At 33.5% G+C, this 15,641-nt stretch carries 17 protein-coding genes; 3 read left to right on the forward strand and 14 right to left on the reverse strand.

Annotated features, from left to right (window positions below; translation table 11 throughout):
* Positions 1-76 precede the first annotated feature (76 nt).
* Complete coding sequence (gene greA / locus EV196_RS01240) at positions 77-550, reverse strand: transcription elongation factor GreA (RefSeq protein ID WP_132214079.1); 474 nt, start codon at positions 548-550, stop codon at positions 77-79.
* A gap of 259 nt (positions 551-809) precedes the next feature.
* On the opposite strand from greA, the gene EV196_RS01245 reads away from it, so the two are divergent.
* Positions 810-1,238, forward strand: coding sequence for a hypothetical protein (locus tag EV196_RS01245; RefSeq protein ID WP_132214081.1), 429 nt, complete (start codon positions 810-812; stop codon positions 1,236-1,238).
* 168 nt (positions 1,239-1,406) lie between these two features.
* Here EV196_RS01245 and EV196_RS01250 read toward each other — a convergent pair whose 3' ends face one another.
* The 8 genes from EV196_RS01250 to EV196_RS01285 form a co-directional block, all read right to left on the reverse strand.
* The gene (locus tag EV196_RS01250; RefSeq protein WP_132214083.1) at positions 1,407-3,752 is read right to left on the reverse strand and encodes a TonB-dependent receptor; all 2,346 of its coding nucleotides are present in this window, start codon (positions 3,750-3,752) and stop codon (positions 1,407-1,409) included.
* 337 nt (positions 3,753-4,089) lie between these two features.
* On the reverse strand, positions 4,090-4,497 hold the full coding sequence (gene arfB / locus EV196_RS01255; RefSeq protein WP_132214085.1) for an alternative ribosome rescue aminoacyl-tRNA hydrolase ArfB: 408 nt from the start codon (positions 4,495-4,497) through the stop codon (positions 4,090-4,092).
* Positions 4,498-4,502: 5 nt separating this feature from the next.
* Positions 4,503-6,044, reverse strand: coding sequence for a DUF4301 family protein (locus tag EV196_RS01260; protein ID WP_132214087.1), 1,542 nt, complete (start codon positions 6,042-6,044; stop codon positions 4,503-4,505).
* A 2-nt stretch (positions 6,045-6,046) separates the two neighbouring features.
* Positions 6,047-6,613, reverse strand: a complete 567-nt coding sequence (locus tag EV196_RS01265; RefSeq protein WP_132214089.1) for an AAA family ATPase — start codon at positions 6,611-6,613, stop codon at positions 6,047-6,049.
* Positions 6,574-7,206, reverse strand: a complete 633-nt coding sequence (gene pnuC, locus EV196_RS01270) for a nicotinamide riboside transporter PnuC (protein WP_207902798.1) — start codon at positions 7,204-7,206, stop codon at positions 6,574-6,576. Before pnuC ends, EV196_RS01265 begins: the two co-directional genes overlap by 40 nt.
* On the reverse strand, positions 7,190-7,450 hold the full coding sequence (locus EV196_RS01275) for a hypothetical protein (RefSeq protein WP_132214091.1): 261 nt from the start codon (positions 7,448-7,450) through the stop codon (positions 7,190-7,192). The genes pnuC and EV196_RS01275 overlap by 17 nt, the downstream gene beginning before the upstream one ends.
* 8 nt (positions 7,451-7,458) lie before the next feature.
* Positions 7,459-8,184: a geranylgeranylglyceryl/heptaprenylglyceryl phosphate synthase gene (locus EV196_RS01280; RefSeq protein ID WP_132214093.1), complete on the reverse strand. Its 726-nt coding sequence runs from the start codon at positions 8,182-8,184 to the stop codon at positions 7,459-7,461.
* Entirely contained in the window at positions 8,185-8,811 is a 627-nt protein-coding gene (locus EV196_RS01285; protein ID WP_132214095.1) for a 4'-phosphopantetheinyl transferase family protein, read from the reverse strand.
* Between the two features lie 138 nt (positions 8,812-8,949).
* Here EV196_RS01285 and ahcY point away from each other — a divergent pair, with 138 nt between their 5' ends.
* Both ahcY and EV196_RS01295 read left to right on the forward strand, forming a co-directional pair.
* The gene (ahcY, locus tag EV196_RS01290) at positions 8,950-10,266 is read left to right on the forward strand and encodes an adenosylhomocysteinase (protein WP_132214097.1); all 1,317 of its coding nucleotides are present in this window, start codon (positions 8,950-8,952) and stop codon (positions 10,264-10,266) included.
* A 346-nt stretch (positions 10,267-10,612) separates the two neighbouring features.
* Complete coding sequence (locus EV196_RS01295; protein ID WP_132214099.1) at positions 10,613-11,086, forward strand: very short patch repair endonuclease; 474 nt, start codon at positions 10,613-10,615, stop codon at positions 11,084-11,086.
* A gap of 12 nt (positions 11,087-11,098) precedes the next feature.
* On the opposite strand, the gene EV196_RS01300 is transcribed toward EV196_RS01295, so the two are convergent.
* From EV196_RS01300 to EV196_RS01320, 5 genes are all read right to left on the reverse strand, one after another.
* Positions 11,099-13,192 carry a S46 family peptidase gene (locus tag EV196_RS01300; protein WP_132214101.1) on the reverse strand — a complete coding sequence of 698 codons (2,094 nt, stop codon included), beginning with the start codon at positions 13,190-13,192 and terminating at the stop codon, positions 11,099-11,101.
* Between the two features lie 399 nt (positions 13,193-13,591).
* Positions 13,592-13,867, reverse strand: a complete 276-nt coding sequence (locus EV196_RS01305) for a hypothetical protein (protein ID WP_132214103.1) — start codon at positions 13,865-13,867, stop codon at positions 13,592-13,594.
* Between the two features lie 135 nt (positions 13,868-14,002).
* Positions 14,003-14,263 carry a 50S ribosomal protein L27 gene (gene rpmA / locus EV196_RS01310; protein ID WP_106660099.1) on the reverse strand — a complete coding sequence of 87 codons (261 nt, stop codon included), beginning with the start codon at positions 14,261-14,263 and terminating at the stop codon, positions 14,003-14,005.
* A gap of 38 nt (positions 14,264-14,301) precedes the next feature.
* Positions 14,302-14,982, reverse strand: a complete 681-nt coding sequence (gene rplU / locus EV196_RS01315; RefSeq protein ID WP_132214105.1) for a 50S ribosomal protein L21 — start codon at positions 14,980-14,982, stop codon at positions 14,302-14,304.
* A gap of 104 nt (positions 14,983-15,086) precedes the next feature.
* The gene (locus tag EV196_RS01320; protein ID WP_132214107.1) at positions 15,087-15,530 is read right to left on the reverse strand and encodes a DUF4199 domain-containing protein; all 444 of its coding nucleotides are present in this window, start codon (positions 15,528-15,530) and stop codon (positions 15,087-15,089) included.
* Between the last annotated feature and the right edge of the window lie 111 nt (positions 15,531-15,641).

A 15,641-nucleotide genomic window follows, 5' to 3' on the forward strand; every position in this document is an offset into this window, starting at 1 on the left:
ATATATTTTTTTTTGAAATTTATTTCAAACGAAATTGAAACAAGATTTAACAAGATTCTGTCTGCGTAGGAATGGATTATCTTGAAATTTCTATAATATCAAATTTCATGACGCCATTTGGTACTTGTATTTCGGCAACATCGCCAACCGATTTTCCCAACAATCCTTTTCCAATAGGTGAATTCACCGAAATTTTTCCTGAAGCCAAATCTGCTTCACCATCGGCAACCAATGTATAATTCATTACGATACCATTGGTTTGGTTTTTAATTTTCACTTTAGATAACACCAATATTTTTGAATTATCTAACTGCGACTCGTCAATAATACGTGCGCCTGCCAAAGCATCTTCCAATTTAGCGATACGCATTTCCAACATGCCCTGTGCTTCTTTGGCGGCATCGTATTCGGCATTTTCACTTAAATCGCCTTTATCTCTTGCTTCTGCAATGGCTTTAGATGCTTTTACACGTTCCACATCTTTTAATTGCTTTAATTCGTCTCTTAATTTTTTTAACCCTTCTGGTGTATAGTACGATACTTTACTCATAACTTCATCGTTTTATTAATAATAAAATGCTGAAAACCTACTTCGACAATGCTCGGTAAAGGAGTTCAGCATAAAAAAATCTCGTTTATCACGAGATCGAATAACAAAAGTACAAAATTTTAGTTACAAATTTATGAATTCTATAAAAAGTACTTGCCCTTTAACTTTAAATAATTATAAAAATGTTATGAGGAAATACACAAACAATTTAGCTGATTTTGCTTAATGTTGTAAATTGAAAATTATTTAAAAAATGCATATGAAATCATTGAAATATATTTTTTGTTTCACCTTTTTAGTTGCTTGTAGCGGAAATACTGAAAATGAAAACTGCAAATTTTTACTGGATATAAATGTTAATACGTCTATTAATTTAAGTCTTCCGCAGTATAGCCAACTCCAATTTGATACACAGTCTATTTACATTCCTAATTTTGGGAATGGGGGTATTATTGTAACCAATGCAGTAACAAATTATTTGGCATGGGATGCTAGCGACCCTAACCATGCCCCTAGCAGTGGTTGCCATCTTGAAATATCTGGACTGGAAGCCACTTGTAGTTGTGGCGACGGAAATACCTATAGTTTAATTAACGGACAGCCTCTTAACGGCTCAACTTTGGTTTGTGGTTTAAAAAACTATCGCATTGATAAATCAGGAAACAATCTTTTAATTTCAAATTACTAAAAAAAAAAGAGGCTGTCTGAAAAGTGTAATTCTGTGTTATATTGAGCCTGTCGAAATATTTTAACTTACTGATAATCAATATCAGTTTCGACAAGCTCAACCTGACAAAGTAAATACGATACACTTTTCAGACAGCCACTTTTAAGTAATTTTTTTTGGACTGAAAGATTAAAACTTCAAAGTCATTCCTAAAAGGAAATTAGTTTTTGCTTGTGGATAGTAGAAATTTTCAGTAATCGCATCATCAGTACTGCCTTGAGGCCTGTAATAATAGCTATATGTATAGCCGTTGGACACATATTCAGAATTAAATATATTGTTTACCAATAAGTTGAATGCAATTTCTTTAATCCAAGTTGGTTTTATTTTATATGAAGCGCTTAAGTTATTTACAAAATAGGCTTCCATACTTTTGTTTTTATTCGAAGTATTATCCAAAAATTGTTCCCCTACATATTTAGATATAAATCCTAAATTCAAGTTTTTTACAGGTGAATAAACTAAGGTACCACCTGCAATTACACTAGGTGAAAACGAAATATCAGAATCTTCAAATGACGTTATAACCGCCTCATAAGAAACTGTATCGTATGTATTTGGGTCGTATTGTGTGTCATAAACCACATAATCAAATGAATTAATTTTATTTTTGCTGAAGGTCGCATTTGCATCCAATCGTAATTGCTCAGAAAATTTAAAACCTGCTTGCAATTCTATACCAGCTCTATAGCTTTCTGCTACATTCATTCGAATGGGATCGCCCACATTATCTAAATCGCCCGTTAAAACCAATTGGTCTTTATAATCCATGTAATACACATTGGCAGTCGCATAATATTTTGGCGTTTTCAGTTTATACCCAAATTCATAATCCAACAAACGTTCTGGATTTGGTAATGCTGGGTTTTTAGTTAAATCGTCGCGATTTGGTTCTCTATTTGCTACGGCTACCGAACCGTAAATGGCATTATAATTATCTATTGAAAACGTTACACCTGCTTTAGGGTTGAAAAAATCATAAGTTTTTTTCACATCAATAGGCACCAAATCAGAGCTTAACCCGTTTGATTTGTAATCAACCAAACGGTATTGCACATCGGCAAAAGCAAACCATTTTGAGTTAATGGTGTATTCTGCTTTTAAGTAGGTATTATAATCTGTTTTCTCTCCTAAGCTTGTATAATAATTGGTTCTAATAGGCACAGAAATGGGAAATGAATCCCAAATTAACTCACCAAAATGGTCGCCGTCATATTTATTAAAACCACCACCTAAATATAGATTTAAATTTTTCAGTTTGTAGTTAAATGCTGTTACAACTGCATAAAAATTATTATCCAACCAGCGTCTTCTAATAACGTCGCCTTCTTCACTAGCGTCCAAACTACCTGGGAAATAATCGCCTACTTCTTCATCATCTTTATATTGCTCAAAATAGCCCTTCCCTCGTGTATAATTTCCAGAGATATTTGCCGAAAAATTAGCATCAAATTGATGGGTAAAATGTAATTGATAATGGGTTTGCTCATAGTTATCAACCTCATTATCATAGGTGTAATAATTATAGGTACGTCCAGAATTCAACATACTATCTGCTTCTTCCTGCGAAGAATAATTTCTATCAATAAATGCTTGAATACCATCTTTATCACCATTTACAACTGCTTCAGGTGTGCCATACCACGATTGATAGGTTTGCTCTTTTCCGCCAAAAACAATCGCTTTTACAGACGTTTTTTCATTTAAAAAACCACCTTCTACATAATAGGATGACAAATCAGATGATGCTCTATCAATATACCCATCACTCATAATTTTTGAGACACGAGTTTCTGCATAAAAGTTATTATTTAAACCAGAACCCAAACTAATGTTATGTTTTCTGGTACCATAAGATCCCACGGCGTTCGTGGTTGTTGCATAGCCTACTTTTGAGGGCTTTAAGGTCATGATGTTTAAACTTGCTCCAAAGGCACTAGACCCATTGGTACTGGTTCCAACACCACGTTGCAACTGAATATCTTCAACCGAACTTACAAAATCTGGCATATTTACCCAAAATGTTCCCTGGCTTTCTGAGTCGTTATAAGGAATACCGTTTATGGTTACATTTACCCTCGTAGCATCAGTACCACGAACCCGAATACCTGTATAACCTACACCTGCACCAGCATCACTGGTTGTTACAACCGATGGTAATTGGTCCAATAATATGGGCAAATCTTGCCCAAGGTTGGTGGTTTCTAGTTCTTTTTTGGTAATGTTTGAAAATGCTACAGGCGTTTTGTCTTTTGCTCTAGTTGCTGATAACAAAACCTCTTGTAATTTTTCAACTTTTGTTGAATCTTGCTGAATTTGATTGTTTTGCGCATTTGCACTAACTGATAGCGCAAGTAGTGCTAAAAAAAGAATACTGTTTTTAGTTTTGTTAGCTTTATTTTGAAAGTCAAAACTGAATCTCCTCAAATAATAATGGTGATTTTTTGGAGAAAGAATAAGAAAAGTAGATTTCATTTCGATTATGAATTTAATAATCGAATAAAAAGAGGTAATTATTCTTTATGGTTTATAATTATTGTTTTTATTGAATTTTGTAAAGCATTACCACGTTCGTAATACAGAGTTAATTCAATTTATTCCCTAAACAGCATTACCTGTTCTAGGTTCATTGGGTATGATCTCAGCCAAATGGACTTACAATTTTTGATTTACGATTTTTGATTTTTGAATGTTTTATTCATCAATCTTAAATCGTTAATCGTCAATCATCAATCAATCGAGCACCCCTTTACGAGAACGCTACAAATATAAAAAGAATTGATAATTGACAATTCACAATTGATAATTATTTTTAATCGATGTCTGGTTTTTTCCTATTGGCCTTTTTATCAGACAGATTACGCTTGCTTTTTAAGCGTTTTTTAATGACAGCCCTGGGAATTTTTGTTGGAATTCTTTTCTTTGGAATGACTAACCCGTTTTTAATAAGTTCTAAAAAACGTTTGATAACGAGTTTTTTGTTTTTGTGCTGGCTTCTACTTTCATCACATTGCAGCATTAAAACGCCTTCTTTGGTTAACCTATTTTTAAGTTTATTTAAGAGGCGTTCTTTTAATTCATCATTAAAAACGGAAGTTGTTGCTAAATCAAAAACCAATTCTACCTTTGAAGCTACTTTGTTTACATGTTGTCCACCAGCACCCGAACTTCTAATAGCTTTAAAAGTCAATTCTTGCAACAAAGCATCTTTATCAAACATTATTATTATACTTGGTGTGCCGGTTTTAACAAGTCATTTACCGTTTTTACGGGATTGAAGGTTGACACGGGAATTTCAACAAAAATAGAATTCCAATCTGCCATACTTCCATTCCATAAACCTGGAAGTTCTAACGCTTTTATGTCTACACCATTTTGTGATTTCATGGTTATGAAAGCCGCTTTTGGATCGACATATTTACTTAAATCGAATTTTTCACCTTTATAATTTTTTACACCACAAACCAAATCGGTTGGATTAAAATGAGTTGCCGTATCTACGATTTCTTTTTGCGATTGAATTTCAATATCAATTTGTGCAAATTCAACTATTTGTAGTGAAACAACACCATCGGCATCTTTTACCCAAAACGGACCCCCACCTGGTTCACCTTCATTTTTAACCATACCACAAACACGTATAGGTCTGTTAAGTTTACTATATAAATAGGTTCTTTTTTCTTCTAAAGTATAATCTTTATAAGCTTCAGCCAACTCTACATTCATTCGGTTAATCACAAATAATTCAATGTTATTTACCTCATCTTCAGATATTTCATCATCTTCTAAATTATTTAAATATTTAAAAGCCTGACGTTGAATTTGCAACAAGACCCCTGCAAGCATTTTTTTATAATCTGAAACTTCAATATTCTGCTCTAAAACAACAATATTATCGATGTTTTTTATGAAAATTAAATCGTAATCAAGCGTGTTTAGATTTTCAATAAGTGCACCATGTCCAGATGGCCTGAATACTAATTTACCGTCTTCTGTTCGAAAAAATTCATCTTTTGAAGTAATTGCAATCGTATCGGTAGATTTATTTTGAAATGAAAACGATACATTAAACTTCGTGTTCATTTCTTTTTCAAGTTCACCTTTAACACGTTTCAATTCATTTTCAAACATGTTTTTATGTGCTTCTGAGATTGTAAAATGCAAATTCGCCGTACTATTGGATAAGGCATATAATGTAGCTTCTAGCAAATGCTCTCGAAATGCTGTTGCTACTTGGTTTTCATATTTATGAAAAGGTAACAAGCCTTTTGGATAAAAACTATAGTTTAATTGATTTTCATCTAACAAAGTTTTCACAAACAAAACACTTTGTTTCGCTAAAGATAAACTATCAAAATTTGGAACGGTTTCATTGATTTTTGTTCTAACAACATCATAAAAAGGAAGTTTTTCCAACCCGTTCAAAAACTCTAGCATGAGTTTATTTTTTTCTGAATAAGCTTCAATAGATTCTTTAGTTTCATCATATTCATTTAAAAACTGAAACAAGAATTTAAACATGCGCGTAGCTGCTCCAGATGCTGGCACAAACTTTATAACAGAAATTTGATCGCGCTTATTTTCAAAAAAATCGATACAATCTTGTTGTTGCTGTTTGTCTTTTTTTAAAATACCGTTACCAATGGTTGCTGCTTCTAACAAATTTGAATAAATCATACCTGATTTTATAAGGTCGATTTGAGCATTAACTTTTTTAATAGTTAGACCGTGATTGTCTATTTGCTGAATATCTTGATCTGTAAACATTTTTAATCCTTTTTTAGTAGTTTATCAATGTGTTTTATTGCGGTTTCTAAACGCTCTTTTATATTTCCCTTTAATAAAACAAAGGGTCTATTATTTTGAACTAATGCATTTTCAAAAGCTTTGAACATAGCTTCTCTTTCCTCAGGTTTATCCCTTAAATCATCGGCTTCCCAAGGGGTGTCAATATAAGTTAAAAAATATAAATCGTAGGTGTTTTGTATGGCATATTTTTCAAGAATGGGGTCGCAATAGCTTAAATAATAGGCTTCGGAGTACACTTTTGTCTCCAATAAATCTGTATCGCAAATTAAAACGGTATCTGTTTTTTTAGCTAATTGATTCTCTAATTTAATTTGACCTCTAGCAATAGGCAACAAATCGTGCGGTTCGCAGGTTTTACGCTCGTTGTTCCATTTATTTTGAAGATACTCTCTTGCATATTCTGGTACCCAAACTGAATTATAATGTCTAGCCAATTGCCTAGACAATGTGGTTTTCCCTGTAGATTCTGGTCCAAACAGAACCACTTTTATACAGTTTGACGGTTGTTGTTTATACTTTTCTTCCATTCGATGTAGCCTTGAATTGCTAATATAGTAAAGATTAAATATTGTAGCGATAACATACCCAAACCCCTATAACCATAAAGTGGAATGGTTATTACATCCCCAATAATCCAGAGTGTCCAGTTTTCGAGTTTCTTAATAGCCATATACCACATGGCCGTAAAGAAAATTCCAGAAGTTACAATATCAATATAATTAGGTATTTGTAATGTGTAATTAAACCCTTTGTAAACCAAATAGGTAACTAACATCGTTAATAAAAATAGAAAAAAGCCGATTTGTTTTTCTTTAAAGGATGTTCTGGAAATGGGTACCATGGGTTTATTTCCTTTTTTTCTAGACCAATTCCACCATCCATAAATACTCATAATGGAATAATAAAAATTCATCATCATATCTCCAAAGTACTGATTAATATATAGCAAATAAACCGTTATTACCGTACAGATAATGCCTGTTGGGTATACTAAAATATTTTCGTTTTTGGCATACCACACACTTAAAATACCGAACACAAAAGCAATCGCTTCTAATACAATTTGATATGTTGGCGCATTATGATATGCTTCTAAAAAGAAATCAAAAATGTGGCTCATAAGCGCTTCTGTCGGTTTTTACAAGCTTCATAGTTAGAACACAAATATCTTGATTTTCAAATGATTCTTTAATTTGTTTGTTTAAAAAAGGCATCAAGGTATCGAAATCTCCAAAAATCTGAGTGCTTAAGGGATTTTCCAAAACCGTAAATTCTGAATTTCGTAATGCTTTAATAAAATTAATCACATGCATTTCGTAATCGTTTTGCAATGGTGATAAAGTTAAATCTACTGATATTTTCATGGTTCTATTTATTTTTTTAATTCTTCAAAAAACGATTCATCTTCCTCAAAAGCAGTTCCAACAACAACCAAATCTGCTCCGGCTTTGTACGCTTTATCCAATTGTTTTTTCGTTCTAATGCCACCCCCAACAATTAATGGGATTTGCAGCTCTTGTTTTACTAAACTAATAATTTCAGTTGTAACAGCGTATTTGGCACCGCTTCCTGCTTCTAAATAAATGAGTTTCATGCCCAAAAATTCACCAGCTTTTGCGGTATCTATAATATTTTGAATATTGTTTTTTGGCATGGGTTGTGTTTCTGTAACTCGCTGTACCGCTGTTTCCTTGCCATTTTCTATCAATATATAACCTGTTGGAATAACCTCTAAATTTGTATTTTTTAGTTTTGAAATGGATGCGACATGCTGTCCTATTAAATATTCGGGATTTCTTCCTGAAATTAAACTTAAAAACAATAATCCATCGGCTTTATTTGTAATTTGAGTAACATCTCCTGGGAATAACACAACTGGAAGTTCGGTATATTTTTTTATTTCTGAAACTAAAAAATCTGTAACATTTTCTTTTACCGTACTGCCTCCAACAAAAATATGTGTTGCTATAGATTGATTCAATTTCTCAATAAAGCCAACAATATGTTTAATATCAAATTTATCTGGATCTATTAAAACTGCTAACAATTTTTCGGCGTTTAAAATAGACGCTTCAATATTTTTATAAATACCTCTCATTTAAGTAATGGCGTAAGCACAGGTAAACCCTTCAAATTCTAAAAACTGGATATAGCACCTTTGTTTTTTATCTTCATAATCAATCCAAGCGATGGTTTCTTGTTGATTATCAGACATTGGAATTACCAAACAATGCTGTTTAAAACTCAATCCTGGGGTTGCAAATAGTTTATATAAGGATTCTTTAATACACCAAATGATAGTTAATTTATTAATATAATTTGATGCGTTTTCATCTAAATAATCAAATTCATAATCAATAAATTTGTGTGCAATAATGCTTATTTTCTCTCGCTGTTTTTCAATATCTATTCCAATTATAACGTCACTAACAATCACTGCTGAAAAATTAAAGGAATGCGTAATTGAAATATGCTTACCGTCTTTTAAATAAGGTTTGCCATTTTCATCATAATGCAAATCGATATCTTCATATCCAAATTCTTTTAAAAGTTTCCTAACACTTAAAAACCCACGTTGGTGCAATTCGCTCTTCATACCCAAAACACGCTTTAAACTTTTTGGTTTTAAGTTTACGGCTTGCATTAAATCATCAAAAGATTCTGTAATCTTCCAGATTTTAACAACAGTTTGTGAATTTGAATTAATGGTTTTATAAAGAGGCATTTAATATTCTAAAAGTTATTAGTTATCTTTGCACTGCTTTAAGCAGGTTAAACATTTTTGGAGAGCAATTTAACCATTTTAAATACGATTCCAAAGATGTTTTCATTTTAAAAAAACTAAGAAAAATAAAAAGTTGATATGAGTACAAAAACAGTTCCTTACGTAGCCAACAAAGTAAAAGATATATCACTTGCAGATTGGGGACGAAAAGAAATAGAATTAGCCGAAGCAGAAATGCCAGGATTGATGAGTTTACGTGAAGAATACGGAAATTCACAACCACTTAAAGGTGCTAGAATTGCAGGATGTTTGCACATGACCATACAAACTGCAGTACTAATTGAAACCTTACAAGCTTTAGGAGCCGAAGTAACCTGGAGTTCTTGTAACATTTTCTCAACACAAGATCAAGCTGCTGCTGCTATTGCTGCTGCAGGAACATCGGTGTATGCATGGAAAGACATGACCGAAGAAGAATTCGATTGGTGTATCGAGCAAACCCTTTTCTTTGGTGAAGACAGAAAACCTTTAAACATGATTCTTGATGATGGTGGCGATTTAACCAATATGGTGTTAGACCGTTTTCCAGAATTGGTTTCTGGCATTAAAGGATTAAGTGAAGAAACCACAACCGGTGTTCACAGACTTTACGAACGCGTTAAAAAAGGAACTTTACCAATGCCTGCTATTAACGTTAACGATTCGGTTACAAAATCGAAATTCGATAACAAATACGGCTGTAAAGAATCTGCTGTAGATGCCATTCGTCGTGCAACCGACATCATGCTTGCTGGAAAACGTGTCGTAGTTTGTGGCTATGGCGATGTTGGTAAAGGTACCGCTGCCTCTTTTAAGGGCGCTGGAAGTATTGTAACCGTTACCGAGATTGATCCTATTTGCGCACTACAAGCTGCTATGGATGGTTTTGAAGTTAAAAAACTGGAAACCGTAGCTCCAAATGCAGACATCATTATCACTACAACAGGAAACAAAGATATTGTACGTGGCGAACATTTTGAAGCTGTAAAAGACAAAACCATCATTTGTAACATTGGGCATTTTGATAATGAAATTGATATGGCTTGGTTAAAAAAGAACCACGGTCATACCAAAAACACCATCAAACCTCAAGTTGACAAATACACCGTAAACGGAAAAGACATTATCATACTTGCCGAAGGTCGTTTAGTAAACCTAGGTTGCGCCACCGGCCACCCAAGTTTTGTAATGAGTAACTCGTTTACAAACCAAACTCTTGCACAATTAGAACTTTGGACCAATAGCGACGCTTACGAAAACGACGTGTATATGTTACCTAAACATCTTGATGAAAAAGTAGCACTACTGCATTTAGCTAAAATTGGTGTAGAACTTACCGAACTTCGAAAAGACCAAGCAGATTATATTGGTGTTGCGGTACAAGGTCCTTTTAAACCAGAATATTACAGATACTAAAACGTTATTGCGAGGAGTTTGCGACGAAGCAATCTCTTTCAATGAAACAAATACACAAATCCCAAGCAATTCATGTTTGGGATTTTGTCATTTCGAACAAAGTGAGAAATCACACAAGCAACTCAACCCTATCATTATTTTGGGCAATTGCTAAAGCACCGCGCTTTCCGCTATATCTTTTTAAAACGTCATTGCGAGGAGGAACGACGTGGCAATCTGCTGATTTTTATTTCTAACCAAGTTTTTAGCCCATTTTGTTTTTTAAAAAGGATGTCGCTACAATCGCTATTGCACCACCAACCACGGTTTGTTACCATTCCAATTTTCATTATATTCATAACAGTTTATGGATTACAACGAAGAAAAAATAAAAGTCCCACGTTTCAATGAAGCTTCTGGTTTTTATACCACAAAAAAACGCTCGAAAATAATGAGCAAAATTCGTGGCACAAACACCAAACCCGAAATGCTTTTCAGAAAAACTCTTTGGAAAAAAGGTATTCGTTATAGAATTAACAACAAAAAACTTCCCGGAAAACCAGATGTTTCCATTCAAAAATACAAATTAGCCATATTTATAGATGGTGAATTTTGGCACGGATATAATTGGGACGAAAGAAAAGTAACGCTCAAAGCCAACCGCAACTTTTGGATCCCAAAAATTGAGCGAAACATGCAACGTGATAAAGAGGTAAACCAACAACTTGAAAATATGGATTATACCATTTTCAGGTTTTGGACCCAAGAAATTAAAACCGATTTAAACCGTTGCATCAATGATATTCTGGTTCATATCGATATGCACGATATCAATTATTAAACTGGAAAAACCCTATTTCTTTCCTTTATTATGCACCAAGGTCATTTCTTTTATTAAATGTTTGGCTCCTGCATATTTATCAATAATGAACAACACATAGCGCAAATCCACCATAATATTTCGGCAAATTTCGGGGTCGTAATAGATATCGCTCATCGTACCTTCCCAAACTCTATCAAAATTTAAACCAACTAAATTACCATGGGCATCAATAGCTGGACTCCCCGAATTTCCGCCAGTAGTGTGGTTGGTAGCTATAAAACATACCGGTAATTTTCCTGTTTTATCGGCATACAAACCATAATCTTTTTTGGCATACAGCTCCTGTAATTTTTGTGGCACATCAAATTCATAATCTCCGGGCACATATTTTTCCATAACACCATCCAAATAGGTAAATGGCTCATAATACACGGCATCTCTTGGTTCATAACCTTTTACTTTACCATAGGTTACACGCAATGTACTATTGGCATCAGGAAAATAACGTTGATTTGGTAACACCTCCATTAAAGCTTTCATGTATTGCTGCTCTAAAGCGTTTATTTGAGGATTAATTTCCCTGAATACAGATTCTATTTCAGAATAAAAATTCATTACCAATACTTTTGCATATTGATACGCCGCATCGTTATTTAATTTTTCAATAACCTCTTTGGAGTTCCCTTCTATAAGTGCTTTCCCAGTTTCAAAGTTTCTGAATGCTGTTTTTTCATAAATTGAAGCATCAACATCATTCGTATATAATGGCATCACAGCGAGATAAACGCCTTCATCGACAGCTAAATTCAGGTTTTTATAAATACCATCCATACTATTTAAAACACTGGCTCTTACACGTTCAAAATCTGCTTCGCTACTCATAGCTGCATTCTCAACTTGAGTCAACCTAAACATGAGCTGCATAAGCTCGCTCGTTGTTGTAAATGCCTCAATAAAAGCACGACGCTTTACGGCAGTTTCTTCTATTTGATTGTATAAACGCTCTAATTCTGGTAATAAATGCCCATAAGTTTCCAACAAATTTTTTGTTTTAAGCGCGTTTGTGAATTCCACTTCAAAAGCTTGTTTTTTAGCAATGGCTCCACTTTTTTTAATACCTAAATTTTCTCCTATCCATTTTTTCCAAGCATTGGCAATTCTTGCTTGTTTTGAAGCGTATTGAATACGAATTTCATCACTAGACTTCATATTCGCATCAATAACTTTTAAAGCGGCTTCACGCATGGCGATTGCTTTCGGATTAATTTTTTCTACAGTTTGCGCCACGGCAACGGCAGGCAAATATTCATCAGTTGTTCCTGGGAAACCAAAAACCATGGTAAAATCGTCTTCACTAATACCATCTATGGCTATGGGTAGAAAATGCTTTGGCTTAAAAGGCACATTATCTTTTGAAAAGGTTGCAGGACGGTTATTTTTATCTGCATAAATTCTAAATATCGAAAAATCGCCCGTATGCCTTGGCCACACCCAATTATCGGTATCGCTTCCAAATTTACCTATACTTGTTGGAGGCGCACCAACTAAACGAATATCTTCATACCGTTCGGTTACAAAAAGAAAATATTGATTTCCCTTATAAAACGCTTTTATTTTAGTGTTTTGCCAATCTTCTTTTTTCGCTGCTCTTTCTACATTACCACTATTTGCACCTATTTTAGATTGCTTATCTTTATCGTTCATAGCATCGGTAACGCCCTCTAAAACCTGCTGTGTTACATCTTCAATACGGACAATAAATTCCACATATAGTCCTTTATTTGGTAATTCTTCAGCTAAATTCATAGCCCAAAACCCATTTTTTAAGTAATCGTTTTCTAAAGAGGAATGAGATTGTATTTGACTAAATCCACAATGATGATTCGTTAATATGAGGCCTTTGGGTGAAATAACTTCGCTTGTACAGCCACCGTTGAAATGCCCTATAGCATCTTTTAAACTTGATTTATTAACATCATAAATATCGTTTGCTGATAGTTTACTGCCAAGGCTTTGCATTTCGTCTTCATTCATGCCTTGTAATAACGACGGTATCCACATACCACCTTGTTGTGCCGACATTTGAATTACGATAAAAAACGCGAAAATTTTAAGGAATTTCATAATAGATTTTTAGTAATTCCAAAGATAAAAAGCTTGAAGCTAAGACGAAAATTTTTTAGGATTTATAATTGAATTTCTTACTGAAATTTATGAGACATGATAGGATGTTGTATGAACATTTTAAGAAAGAATAAACTACCTCAAGGCAAGCCTATGAGGTATTAAATTCCAAAAAAAAAGAAAATTCCAAATTCCATAAATGAAGACTAGGCAAGCCTCGGGGGTATTAAACCCTAAAAAATCAAATAAAATAAGGAATCACGCACCTATTAATCTCAATAAATTAAGCACGTTTACATTTAGAAGAAAATTGAATTTATAAGAGGTTGTATCAAATAAAATAAGGAATCAATTCACAAACCGCATTTGAAAGAAACCTATTTTAAGAATTACTTATAATCATTCATCTACCATGTCTTTTTCAAAATACCACCATAAACTGGAATCTATAGCCGATTTCATTCTATTAATATCAACCGAATCATTTAAAAAAATGGTTAAGTTTTCATCAGCACGATTTTGCTCTACAGTATCGCTTATTTCGATAGATTCTATTTCAGTAAAATGCTCTAAATGGTTTTTAATTTTACCATCTAAAGATTCATCACTCAAATATATTTTAATGGTTTGCTGCGATGGAGAATTTCTAATTTCAGATCTAAATGGTGGAAGCATAAACAATAATTTTTAGTGAAACAATATGTGCGCTCTAAATGCAACACTCTAAGTTAGTAAATTATTCCAACAAAGTCAATAAAAAAACCCTTTCTGTTTCCAGAAAGGGCTTGTATTTAAAAAGAAAATTATTTCTTAAACCTCAAAAGGCTCTATAGAAACATAAGATTTGTTATCTTTTTTCTTTGTGAATTTTACAACGCCATCTACGTATGCGTGTAATGTATGATCTTTAGAAGAGTACACATTCTCACCTGGGTGGTGTGTATTTCCTCTTTGTCTTACGATAATGTTTCCAGCAATAGCAGCTTGACCACCAAAAATCTTAACGCCTAAACGTTTTGATTCTGATTCTCTACCATTCTTAGAACTACCTACTCCTTTTTTATGAGCCATTGTCTTAAGGTTTTATATTGTTAAACTTTAACGGTTAGTTATTCAGCTTTACCGCCATTTAATTCGTCTTGCCATTTTGCTAATTCATCCCACTTACCATCAGCGGCTAATTTAGCTTGTTCTGGCCATGTATCTGGTACGTGATTTCCACGAACATCAGAAATGATTTCAGCAATTTTTTCTGGAGTTGATTTTGCTAATTCAGCAAAAGTTGTAATTCCTGCAGCATTTAATGTTTCAGCAATTTTTGGTCCAATACCTTCAACTTTTTTCAAATCATCCGCTTTAGCCGTTGCTTTTTTAGCAGCTGGTTTCGCTTCTGCTTTTGGAGCAGCAACTTCAACTTTTTTCTCTGCTTTAGCTGGTTCAGCTTTTTTAGCTTCCACTTTTGTAGCTTTTTTAGCTCCAGAAGCAGCAATACTTTCAATTACAATTTCTGTTAAAGATTGACGGTGACCATTTTTCTTACGGTAACCTTTACGTCTTTTCTTTTTGAAAACTATAACTTTATCACCTTTAAGGTGCTTTAAGACTTTTGCTCCTACTTGAGCTCCGTCTATAGCTGGGGCGCCTACAGTTATATTGTCACCATCACCAATAAGAAGAACATTATCAAAAGCTACTTGCTTTCCTTCTTCTGTTTGTAAACGGTGTACAAAAACCTTTTGGTCTTTAACAACTTTAAATTGTTGCCCTGCTATCTCTACAATTGCGTACATAGCGTAACGTTTTATTAATTAATTTTATTAAAATACACCTACCTCTACGGAAGGCGGGTGCAAATATACTGCTAATTAATTAATTTACAAACGTTTTATTTTTTTTAGGCAAGTTTTTTACTGTTTTTAAAAAGCTGCATAACCGCAAGGGTTGAAACCAGCGTAGTTGCTAGTCCCATAATGGCTACTACAAATGTAATCATACCAACATCGGCACCTAAACCACCATGCATTTCTTTAAGTAATTCAGGCAAAAAACCAGAGTTAAACTCGGTGGCATAAAACAAGAAAAAAGCAGTAAAAAGTATAGTAGCTACAAAGCCTGTAATAAGTCCTATTTTAAAACCTTCTCCATAGGAAAACGCATCTGGACTTTCAAGCTTACTTAACCTAATTGCTTCGTAAATTCCGAAAGCAGTTATAACTGCATTGAAAAAGCTAAATACTGGGTTTGTATTCTTATCTAATAATGCTAAAATTAAAAAATAAGCAATTAATACAGCACTTGTAACAAGTCCGAACCTAATGGAAAGTGATATTTTTTTCATGTTTTAAAATTTAATTTTATTTAAGAAAATGATATTCGATTTATAAATTCATCCTAAAATGATCTATACGTTTTTATAGACTTATTCCCTTTTAAAATGATTTATGTTTTT

The organism is Mariniflexile fucanivorans (genome assembly GCF_004341235.1).
Taxonomy (GTDB): Bacteria; Bacteroidota; Bacteroidia; order Flavobacteriales; family Flavobacteriaceae; genus Mariniflexile; species Mariniflexile fucanivorans.

Excerpts from the sequence above, each read along its gene's own strand:
- EV196_RS01250 (WP_132214083.1), bottom strand. The coding sequence starts at position 3,752 with ATGAAATCTACTTTTCTTATTCTTTCTCCAAAAAATCACCATTATTAT.
- EV196_RS01260 (WP_132214087.1), bottom strand. The coding sequence starts at position 6,044 with ATGTTTACAGATCAAGATATTCAGCAAATAGACAATCACGGTCTAACT.
- EV196_RS01245 (WP_132214081.1), top strand. The coding sequence starts at position 810 with ATGAAATCATTGAAATATATTTTTTGTTTCACCTTTTTAGTTGCTTGT.
- rpmA (WP_106660099.1), bottom strand. The coding sequence starts at position 14,263 with ATGGCTCATAAAAAAGGAGTAGGTAGTTCTAAGAATGGTAGAGAATCA.
- rplU (WP_132214105.1), bottom strand. The coding sequence starts at position 14,982 with ATGTACGCAATTGTAGAGATAGCAGGGCAACAATTTAAAGTTGTTAAA.
- pnuC (WP_207902798.1), bottom strand. The coding sequence starts at position 7,206 with ATGAGCCACATTTTTGATTTCTTTTTAGAAGCATATCATAATGCGCCA.
- EV196_RS01295 (WP_132214099.1), top strand. The coding sequence starts at position 10,613 with ATGGATTACAACGAAGAAAAAATAAAAGTCCCACGTTTCAATGAAGCT.
- EV196_RS01265 (WP_132214089.1), bottom strand. The coding sequence starts at position 6,613 with ATGGAAGAAAAGTATAAACAACAACCGTCAAACTGTATAAAAGTGGTT.
- arfB (WP_132214085.1), bottom strand. The coding sequence starts at position 4,497 with ATGTTTGATAAAGATGCTTTGTTGCAAGAATTGACTTTTAAAGCTATT.
- EV196_RS01300 (WP_132214101.1), bottom strand. The coding sequence starts at position 13,192 with ATGAAATTCCTTAAAATTTTCGCGTTTTTTATCGTAATTCAAATGTCG.
- greA (WP_132214079.1), bottom strand. The coding sequence starts at position 550 with ATGAGTAAAGTATCGTACTATACACCAGAAGGGTTAAAAAAATTAAGA.
- EV196_RS01275 (WP_132214091.1), bottom strand. The coding sequence starts at position 7,450 with ATGAAAATATCAGTAGATTTAACTTTATCACCATTGCAAAACGATTAC.
- EV196_RS01285 (WP_132214095.1), bottom strand. The coding sequence starts at position 8,811 with ATGCCTCTTTATAAAACCATTAATTCAAATTCACAAACTGTTGTTAAA.
- EV196_RS01280 (WP_132214093.1), bottom strand. The coding sequence starts at position 8,184 with ATGAGAGGTATTTATAAAAATATTGAAGCGTCTATTTTAAACGCCGAA.
- EV196_RS01305 (WP_132214103.1), bottom strand. The coding sequence starts at position 13,867 with ATGCTTCCACCATTTAGATCTGAAATTAGAAATTCTCCATCGCAGCAA.
- ahcY (WP_132214097.1), top strand. The coding sequence starts at position 8,950 with ATGAGTACAAAAACAGTTCCTTACGTAGCCAACAAAGTAAAAGATATA.
- EV196_RS01320 (WP_132214107.1), bottom strand. The coding sequence starts at position 15,530 with ATGAAAAAAATATCACTTTCCATTAGGTTCGGACTTGTTACAAGTGCT.